We start from the raw sequence: 8365 nt of genomic DNA, 5'->3' as shown, positions 1-8365 counted from the left end.
GGGGGGCGGGGCCGCCGCCCACGCCGAAGGCGGTCCTAGGCCGGGCCCTCCGACCCCGTCGCCACGTTCGGATACTGCGCGACGCTCTTCTCGTAGGCCATGAGGATCTTCGTCACCGGCCGGATGACCCAGGGATTGGTGGAGATGATGTTCCAGATCTCCTTGGGATCGTTCTCGATGTCGAACACCCAGGGATTGGGCAGATCTTCCCGATAGGCCGTCGTCGCCGTCTGGCCGGTGGAGACCACCGCCCCTCTCGGCTGCTCCCGGATTTCGAAGTGGACCTTGTAGTTCCTGTACTTCACCGACAGCAGCCGGTCGTTGTGGAAGAACATCACGTGCTCGCGCGGCGAAGCGTCCTGGTCGCCGAACAGGAAGTCGGTCATGTCCAGCGAGTCGACCGCACGGTCCGTCGGCACCTTGTCCGAAGATCCCGCGACATTGGCGAAGGTGCGATAGAAGTCGAGCAGCGCGACGATCCCGTTCGAGACCCGGCCCGGCTTCGTGCGGCCCGGCCAGCGAATGACGCAGGGCGTGCGGATCGCGCCCTCCCATCCGCTGGGGAACTCGCCGCGGAACGGGCCGCTGTCGGACTGGCCGCCGAAGTCGATGCCGATCCCCTGCAGGGTCTGCGGGCCGTTGTCGCTGGTGAACACGACGATGGTGTTGTCGGCGATGCCGGCCGCGTCCACCGCGTCGATCACCCGCCCGGCGTTGTGATCGATCTCGTCCATGGCGTTCTGGTAGTGCGAACGGTTGGGCTTGGTGAAGTCCGGATGCGTCAGCGGCGGATCGTGCGGCAGGGTGTAGGGCAGGTACAGGAAGAACGGCTTGCCGGCCTTGGCGTGCTTGTCGATGTAGGCGACGGCCCGGTCGGTGATTTCCCGGTCGATGAGAGAACGCGCGGTGCGGTCATAGGGCTTCAGCTTGCGGCTCGGCTCGCCCTTCCGCCCTTCGTAGACCGGCTGGTACTGATACTGCGTGGGATCGAAGCCCGGCTGCAGCGGCCAGTTCACCTCGCCGCTGCTGCGCGGAATGCCGAACCATTCGTCGAAGCCCTGGCTCGTCGGGAAGCGGTCCTCGCTCGAGCCCAGGTGCCACTTGCCGTAGCAGGCGGTGGCGTAGCCGCTGTCGGACAGCAGTTCGGCGAGCGTGTACTCCCACGGCGCAAGGCCGTCCTTGCCCCCGGTCTGAACCACCTTGCTGGTGCCGCTGCGGATCGGCAGGCGTCCGGTGAGCAGGGCCGAGCGGCTCGGCGTGCACTCCGGCTCGACGTTGAAGTTGGTCAGGCGCAGGCCTTCGGCCGCCAGCTTGTCCACCCGCGGCGTGGGCACCCCGCGAAGCTCGCCGCCGCCGTAGCAGCCCAGGTCGCCGTAGCCGTAGTTGTCCACCATCATGAAGACGATGTTCGGCTGCCCCTTCGCCGCGGAGCGCGGCTTGGCGGGGCGCGTCTCGGCCGCGACCTTGCCCGCCGCGGCGACAGCCGAGACGACGGCCGCCCCGCCGAGCAGCAGGCTGCGCCGGCTGGCCGTAGACCCTTCGCCTGTCGTTCCGTGGACTGATGTCTTGCTATCGCTCATGGCCGGGGCCTCCGCACGCTGTGCGCCACGGCCATGCAGGCGGTCCCAGACCTGGCGCCGACAACGCCCGCCTCCGCCGGGGCAAGTCGTCCGCGGCGCTTCGCCAGCCCTTGCCCCACCAAAACGCTAGCCGCAGATCCGCCAGGCGACTTGATAATCGGCGCCACGCGTCCGGCAAAAGGCGACGGGCGCGAGCGGGCCGGCCTCCCTGGCGCGCGATGTCGCTTCGGATCAATTTCGGTGACGCGCGGAATCAAGTCGCCATGCCGCGGCGACCGGATAGTCGGCGGGACGCGCATTGCGCATCGCACCATGCAAGGGGACCAGCTTGACCGTCGAAGCGACCACCGGACCGCGGGCGTCCGCCCCCGTCGAGATTGCGGCCGCCGCCCCGGGCGCCGCGCGGCACGCCGTCGATCATCCGCTGGCGATCACGGCGGCGCTGCTGATCCTGGTGTTCGGCTCGCTCAACTATCCGCTCACGCCGATCCTGGTCGGCGTCATCTCCGACCACCTGCCGATCAGCCCGGCCCAGGCCGGCCTGGTGGCCACGGCCGACATGCTCGGCATGTTCGCCGCCTCCGCGGCCGCGCTGTTCTGGGTGCGCCGGCTCAACTGGCGCCACACGGCGTTCGGCATGAGCGCGGCCCTGGTCGGCGCCCACGTCCTCTCCGGCTTCTGCACCGAGCTGGCGCCGCTCTTGGCCGCCCGGTTCGTCGCCGGCTTCTTCGCCGGCTCGATGATGGCGCTCGGCAACACCGTCCTCGGGGACAGCACCAATCCGGAGCGCAAGACGGCGATCTTCAACATCGTCCAGCAGGGCGCCTGTTCGATCGCCTTCCTGGCGATCCCCGCCGCGGTCGACGGCTTCGGCTCCAAGGGCGCGTTCGGCTTCCTCGCCCTCTATGTCCTGCCGGCGCTCGGCCTGAGCTGGCTCCTGCCGGCGGCGGGACGTTGGCCGCGTCCGGAGGCGGCCCACGGCGACACTGGCGGCGGCGCGCCGCTGTCCGGCAGCGCGGTGGGGGCGATCGTCGCGGCCACCCTGCCGGTCTTCATGTTCTTCCTCGCCTTCGGCGCAAGCTGGACCTACATCGAGCGGATCGGCGTGACCGCCGGCTTCACCCACGCCGACGTCGCCAAGGGCCTGTCGATCGCCACCGTCGCCGGCATGGCCGGCTCCACGGCGGCCTGGGCGCTCGGCGTGCGCTTCGGGCGGGTGCTGCCGCTCCTGGCGACGACCGTCTTCCAGCTCGTCGCCCTCGGCCTGCTCGGCTTCTTCCTGCACGGCTTCTTCGCCTATGCGGCCGCCCTGGCGATCTACGGCTTCTTCATGAACTTCGCGACCTCCTACCAGATCGGGGTCGCCTTGCAGGCCGACCGAACCGGCCGGGGCGCGGTGATCTTCCTGCTGATGCTGAAGGCCGGCGTCGTGGTCGGCCCGCTCGCCGGCGCCGCGCTGGTCGGCGCCGACGGCTTCACCGGCCCCCTGGTGCTGGCGGCGGTCTTCTTCGCCCTGAGCTTCCTGGTCACCTGCGTGGTCGCCCGGGCGAACCGCTCCCGGCCGGCCGCCAATCCGGTCGCGGCGGCATGAACCCCTCCGTGCGGATCATCGCTCCAGCCCCGCTCGCCGCCGTCGGCGAGCGCCTGGGCTTCTCCCCCGCCGTCCTGGTCAACGGCGTGCTCCACGTCTCCGGCCAGGTGGGGATCGACCTGCGCACCGGCCGCATTCCGGAGGGCCTGGGCGAGCAGCTCGAGCACCTGTTCGACGCCCTCGAACTGGTGCTCGCCGAAGCCGGCGCGAGCCTGGCGGACGTCTTCAGCCTGACGAGCTACCACGTGGGCGACATGTCGGCCCACGTCGGCGCCTTTGTCGCGGCCAGGGCCCGGCGCATGACGCCGCCCTATCCGGCCTGGACCAGCGTCGGCGTGACCGCCCTCGCCGCCCCGGGTCTGCTGGTGGAGGTGACCGCCCTGGCGCTCGCGGGACCGGCCGCCGGCGGCCGTTGAGCCGCCGCCGGCGCGCCGGCGTTCAGGCGCCGGCCACGATCAGCTTGTCGATGTTCAGCCGCGCCGCCGCGCACAGCTCGCGATAGATCCGCAGCGCCGTGCCGGCGTCGAACACGCTGTGCACCTCGCCGCTGTCGAGCAGATTGATGTTCGGCCCCCAGATCGCGAACCACGCGAGCGTGTCCTCGTCCTGGTCGGCCGCCGCCTGCAGGGTGTGCACCGAGCCGGCCGGCTCGAACAGGTAGGAGCCCGCCACGTTCACCTGGTCGGGGCTCTCGCGATAATACCACCGCCCTTGCAGGGTCACCGCGTGCACGGGGCCGGCGTGCAGATGCCGGATGACGCTGGCACCCGGCTTCAGGCGCGTACGGTTGACCCAAAGTCCGGTCGAAAGATCGACGTGCAGCAGTTGAAGCTCCACCCCCTCGCTGATCGTCACGAAGGGCAGGTCGTCGGGCCCAAGGTGCTGGGTGTGCGGCGTCGCGGCCAGGCTGGTGACCGCGTATCGTCGGGCGTCGCTCGCATTCATCGAAAGGCTCCTCAGGATTGCATGTGGGCCGCCAGCGGCGGCCGCGGCGGCGAAACGTCAGACAAAGAAGAAGGGCGGCCGGTCGCGCCGAGCCGCCCTTCAGATCCCGCCCGTCGGTCCAATCAGACGGGCAGGTGCAGGTCCGCCCCGCAGTAGTTCGCGGGCACAGTCGCCTGACTGGGGAAGGATTCAGGCGGCATGGTCGCGGACCACGCTTCGAGGCGCTTCGAGAGTTCGGCCACCTTGTCCGGCCGCGAGTCGTAGAGGTTGTGCGCCTCGTTCGGATCGTCCTTGAGGTTGAACAGCATCTTCACGGAGCCGTCCTTGGCGCGCCACAGCTTCCAGTCGCCGGCCAGGATGGTCTCGTAGGGATCGCGCTCCCAGTACAGGACGTCGTGCGGCGTTTCGCTGTCCTTGCCGGACACGTACGGGATCAGGTTCACCCCGTCATAGTCGCGGTCGCTCGGCAGCTTGCCCTTCGAGGCGGCCACGGCCGTCGGGAACACGTCCAGCGCCGAAACCCGCTTGGTGTAGGTCTCGCCCTTGGGCATGCCCGCCGGCCAGCTGATGATCATCGGCGTGCGGAACCCGCCCTCATACTCGCTCAGCTTTCCGCCGCGCAGCGGCAGGCAGCTGCAGAACGCGCCCTCCAGGTACATCGCGCACCCGTTGTCGGACAGGAACACGACCATGGTGTTTTCACGCAGGCCCTTCTTGTCCAGCTCGTCCATGACCCGGCCGATCCCGTCGTCGAGCGCCGCGGTCATCGCCGCCTTGATCCGCTCGTCCTCGTTCTTGATGTTCGGGAAGCGCTTGTAATACTCGTCCGTCACCTCGAACGGCGCGTGGATGGCGTTGTAGGCCAGGTAGAGGAAGAACGGCTTGTCCTTGTTCTGATCGATGAACGCGACGCTCTTGTTGGTGAGGTCGTCGGTCAGATAGGTGTCCATGTTGTCCACGGGGGTGCGGTTCGGCCCCTCCATGAACATGGTGCTGGGGAACCGCTTCTCGGCGTGGCGCGAGGTGGCCGGCCCGCCGGCCTTGCCCAGGTGCACGCCCGGCGCCGAGGATCTGATGTACTGGGTCTGCCCGCCCAGGAAGCCGTAGAACTCGTCGAAGCCGCGGTTGGTCGGATAGAACTTGTCCTGGTAGCCCAGGTGCCACTTGCCGATCGCGGCGGTCCGATAGCCCTCCGACTTCAGGACGTCGGCGAGCGTGAGCTCGCTGGTCGCCACGCCGAGCTTGTCCTTCACCTCGGCCGGCAGGGTGTCCAGCTTCAGGTCCAGGGTGCCCGGCAGGTGGTCATAGCCGAAGCGGTTCTGGTAGCGCCCGGTGAGCAGGGCCGCGCGCGAGGGCGCGCAGACCGAGGCGGTGACATAGGCCCGATCGAAGAACACCCCGCTCTTGGCCAGCTTCTCCAGATTCGGCGTGGGGTAGCCCATCGGCGTGCCCTTGCCGGCCACCGTGTTCTCCGCCCAGCCCATGTCGTCGGCGACGATCACGACGATGTTCGTCGGCTGGCGCGCGGGCTCGGCGGCCATGCCCCGGCCGGCGAGCCCCATTCCCAGCGCGCCCGCCATCATCAGCAGGGTTTTCCGCAACATCCTGTTCATTCGACGCCAGCCTCCAGCTTCATGAAATCCCTACACGACTCTTTCCGGCTGGCGAGCGCGCGGGCGGCCGCACGCTCGCCGGCCGGCCTAGAACTTGTGGCTCAGCTCCACGCCGAAGGTCCTCGGCGCGCCATACCAGCCGACATAGCCGTTCGCGGCAGCCGTCCCGCCGGCGCTGATGTAGGCGCCGGAAAGCTGCGCCGTCTCGTTCACGAAGTAGGCCTTGTTCCCGAGGTTCTTGCCCCAGACGGACAGGCGCCAGGCTCCATCGTCGGCCTCGAACCCGAAGCTTGCGTCATAGAGGGCGTAGGCGCCTTGCCAGCTCCGGGGATCAAGCGTGGCGTCCAGGTACTGGCCGCCGGTGTAGCTGGCCCCGCCGCTGACGAACCAGTTGTAGCCGCTGTCGCGGAAGGGCTGTTCCCACCGGGCATGCAGCGCGCCGGTCAGCCGCGGCGCGTACGCCAGGGGATAGCCGGTGTAGTCGCACGACTTGGGGAACAGCGGATTGGGCTGCGGCGCGCCGGGGGGCGGCGAGGACCCGGTCGGCGTATAGGTCGAGATGCAGGGGCCGGCCGGATAGTCGGAGTATTCCGAGCGGGTCCAGCTCAGGTTGCCGGTGATCGACAAGGGCGACAGCGGCCTGGCCTGCATGTCCATTTCCAGACCCGAGATCTTCGCGTCGCCGGCGTTGCCGACAACAAATCCGGTGCCGGTGGCGGCGTTCAGCGTCGACAGTTGGTAGTCTTTCAGCTCCATCTGGAAGACGTCCGCGTTCAGCAACATCCGCCCGTCGAACAGCCGGGATTTCACGCCCACCTCGTAGGTTTGCGAGCGCTCCGGACCGAAGTCCCAGGGGGCGGACGTGGCGCGGGCGTTGAAGCCGCCGTTCTTGAAGCCGGAGCCCGCCGTCAGATAGACCATCACGCGCGGCGCGACGTCGTACTGCACGCCCGCCGACCAGGTCGTGCTGTCTTCGGTGCGCTTCAGGCCGGACACCGTGAACGACGGGAACCTGACGAGGCCGAAGAGCGGCGAGGCCGCCCCGCCGGTGAAGATGTTCTGGCTGACGCTCGAGGCCTCGGCCTTCTTGTGGTCGTAGCTGTAGCGCAGCCCGCCGGTCACGCGCAGGGCGTCGGTGACGTTCCACGTCGCCTGGCCGAAGACCGCCGCGCTCTTGGTCGTCTGCGAGAACTGGGAGTTGGCGTTGTCGCCGGGCGTGAAGGTGGCGCCGCCCGCCACGACCCGGTTCGCGCCCTCGAGCAGGGTGGCGTTCTGCAGGTAGGCCAGGTCGCTGCCGAACAGGTAGAGGCCGACGACGTAGTCGATCCGGTTCTTGCCGGTGGACGACAGGCGCAGCTCGTCGCTGTAGGTCCGATAGACCTGCTTCTGGATCTGGCTTTGCACCTCGATCGGCACGGAGGGCCCGGCCAGGCGCTGAATCCGGTCGATGACGGTGTTCCCCGCCAGGATGTTGGTCAGCTCGGCGTTGAACGGCAGCTTGCGCGTCGCCTGCAGCGAAACCCCGTAGATCGGCGTGTCGCCCGTCGGCTCGGTGGCGGAATTGACCTCGAAGTCCCCGGTGGCCACGAACGGGTGGCCGGGATTGTTGGCGTCGGCCGAGGCGAGGAAGCCGGCCGTGGCGATGCCGCCCGGACCATAGGGGTTCACCTGGGTGGCCACGCAGCAATGCGTCATGGTCTTGGAGAAATAGGCGATGGCGTCGACCGTCGTCAGGTCGTCCGGCGTCCAGCGCAGCCGTCCGCGAACGCCCCACTGATCCTGGGAGTTCGTGTTCGAACCGAAGTAGATGTTGCGCACATAGCCGTCGCGCGTGTCGCTCCAGAACGACAGGCGGCCGGCCAGGGTGTCGGTCAGGCCGCCGTTGACGTAGCCGGCCACCCGGCGCTTGTCGTAGTTGCCGAGACCGACGCTGACCATGCCCTCGAAGCCCTGGGTCGGCGCCTTGGTGGTGACGTTGATCGCGCCCACCGGCGTGTTGCGGCCGTAGAGCGTGCCCTGGGGCCCGCGCAGGGTCTCGATCGTCGAGATGTCCGTCAACTCGGTGAAGATGCTCAGGCTGGAGGGCATGTAGACGCCGTCCAGGAACACCCCGACGCTGGGCTCGATCCCGGGGTTGGTGCCCGAAGAGCCGATGTTGCGGATGATGATCGAGGAGTTGCGGGTGTTGTTGGAGGTGGCGATCGTCAGGCCGGGCACAAGGTGCGCCAGGTCGGTGGCGTCGGTGATGTTCGCCTTCTCAAGCTGATCGCCGCTGAAGGCGGACACCGACATCGGAACGTCCTGGACGTCTTGCGGCCGCTTGGAGGCGGTCACCACGATCGTCTCCACCTGCACCGGCCCGGCGTCGGCCGCCATCGCCGGCGCGGCGAAGCCGCCGAGCGCGACCCCGACCCACGAGGCGGTGAACATCAGGATGCGCCGGCGGCGCTGAATTCTGCCTTGATCGAGCACTGAAACTCCCCCTCTCCTCGTGGGCGCCGGGCGGCGCCGATGGTCCGGTGCGACAGCGGCGTCTTGCTGCACATCTGTCGCCCAGTCGGGGAATTGGTACGCATACCGACGACATCGGACTTGCCATTTCGCGCCACCGAGTTGACTTTGCACGTCAAACTCGG

The 8365-nt window shown here is 68.7% G+C and carries 6 protein-coding genes; 2 read left to right on the top strand and 4 right to left on the bottom strand.

What is annotated here, in order from left to right; translation table 11 throughout:
* Nucleotides 1–35 precede the first annotated feature (35 nt).
* Entirely contained in the window at nucleotides 36–1580 is a 1545-nt protein-coding gene (locus ACE3TA_RS07195) for an arylsulfatase (RefSeq protein WP_374572004.1), read from the bottom strand.
* A 328-nt stretch (nucleotides 1581–1908) separates the two neighbouring features.
* Between ACE3TA_RS07195 and ACE3TA_RS07190 the strand changes: the two genes are divergently transcribed.
* Together ACE3TA_RS07190 and ACE3TA_RS07185 are read left to right on the top strand one after the other, a co-directional pair.
* On the top strand, nucleotides 1909–3171 hold the full coding sequence (locus tag ACE3TA_RS07190; protein ID WP_374572002.1) for an MFS transporter: 1263 nt from the start codon (nucleotides 1909–1911) through the stop codon (nucleotides 3169–3171).
* Entirely contained in the window at nucleotides 3168–3587 is a 420-nt protein-coding gene (locus ACE3TA_RS07185) for a Rid family hydrolase (RefSeq protein ID WP_374572000.1), read from the top strand. The genes ACE3TA_RS07190 and ACE3TA_RS07185 overlap by 4 nt, the downstream gene beginning before the upstream one ends.
* Before the next feature lie 22 nt (nucleotides 3588–3609).
* On the opposite strand, the gene ACE3TA_RS07180 is transcribed toward ACE3TA_RS07185, so the two are convergent.
* From ACE3TA_RS07180 to ACE3TA_RS07170, 3 genes are all read right to left on the bottom strand, one after another.
* The gene (locus tag ACE3TA_RS07180) at nucleotides 3610–4116 is read right to left on the bottom strand and encodes a 2,4'-dihydroxyacetophenone dioxygenase family protein (RefSeq protein ID WP_374571998.1); all 507 of its coding nucleotides are present in this window, start codon (nucleotides 4114–4116) and stop codon (nucleotides 3610–3612) included.
* Between the two features lie 122 nt (nucleotides 4117–4238).
* Nucleotides 4239–5720, bottom strand: a complete 1482-nt coding sequence (locus ACE3TA_RS07175; RefSeq protein ID WP_374571996.1) for a sulfatase-like hydrolase/transferase — start codon at nucleotides 5718–5720, stop codon at nucleotides 4239–4241.
* 96 nt (nucleotides 5721–5816) lie between these two features.
* The gene (locus ACE3TA_RS07170) at nucleotides 5817–8201 is read right to left on the bottom strand and encodes a TonB-dependent receptor (protein WP_374571994.1); all 2385 of its coding nucleotides are present in this window, start codon (nucleotides 8199–8201) and stop codon (nucleotides 5817–5819) included.
* Nucleotides 8202–8365 lie beyond the last annotated feature (164 nt).

The sequence above is a fragment of the Phenylobacterium sp. genome (assembly GCF_041916435.1).
GTDB lineage: Bacteria > Pseudomonadota > Alphaproteobacteria > Caulobacterales > Caulobacteraceae > Phenylobacterium.
The sequence above is the reverse complement of the archived record's forward strand: the minus strand, read 5'-3'. Positions and strand labels throughout refer to the sequence as shown.

Bases quoted from the DNA above. Each gene is read 5' to 3' on its own strand.
- ACE3TA_RS07195 (WP_374572004.1), bottom strand. From the start codon at position 1,580: ATGAGCGATAGCAAGACATCAGTCCACGGAACGACAGGCGAAGGGTCT.
- ACE3TA_RS07175 (WP_374571996.1), bottom strand. From the start codon at position 5,720: ATGTTGCGGAAAACCCTGCTGATGATGGCGGGCGCGCTGGGAATGGGG.
- ACE3TA_RS07185 (WP_374572000.1), top strand. From the start codon at position 3,168: ATGAACCCCTCCGTGCGGATCATCGCTCCAGCCCCGCTCGCCGCCGTC.
- ACE3TA_RS07180 (WP_374571998.1), bottom strand. From the start codon at position 4,116: ATGAATGCGAGCGACGCCCGACGATACGCGGTCACCAGCCTGGCCGCG.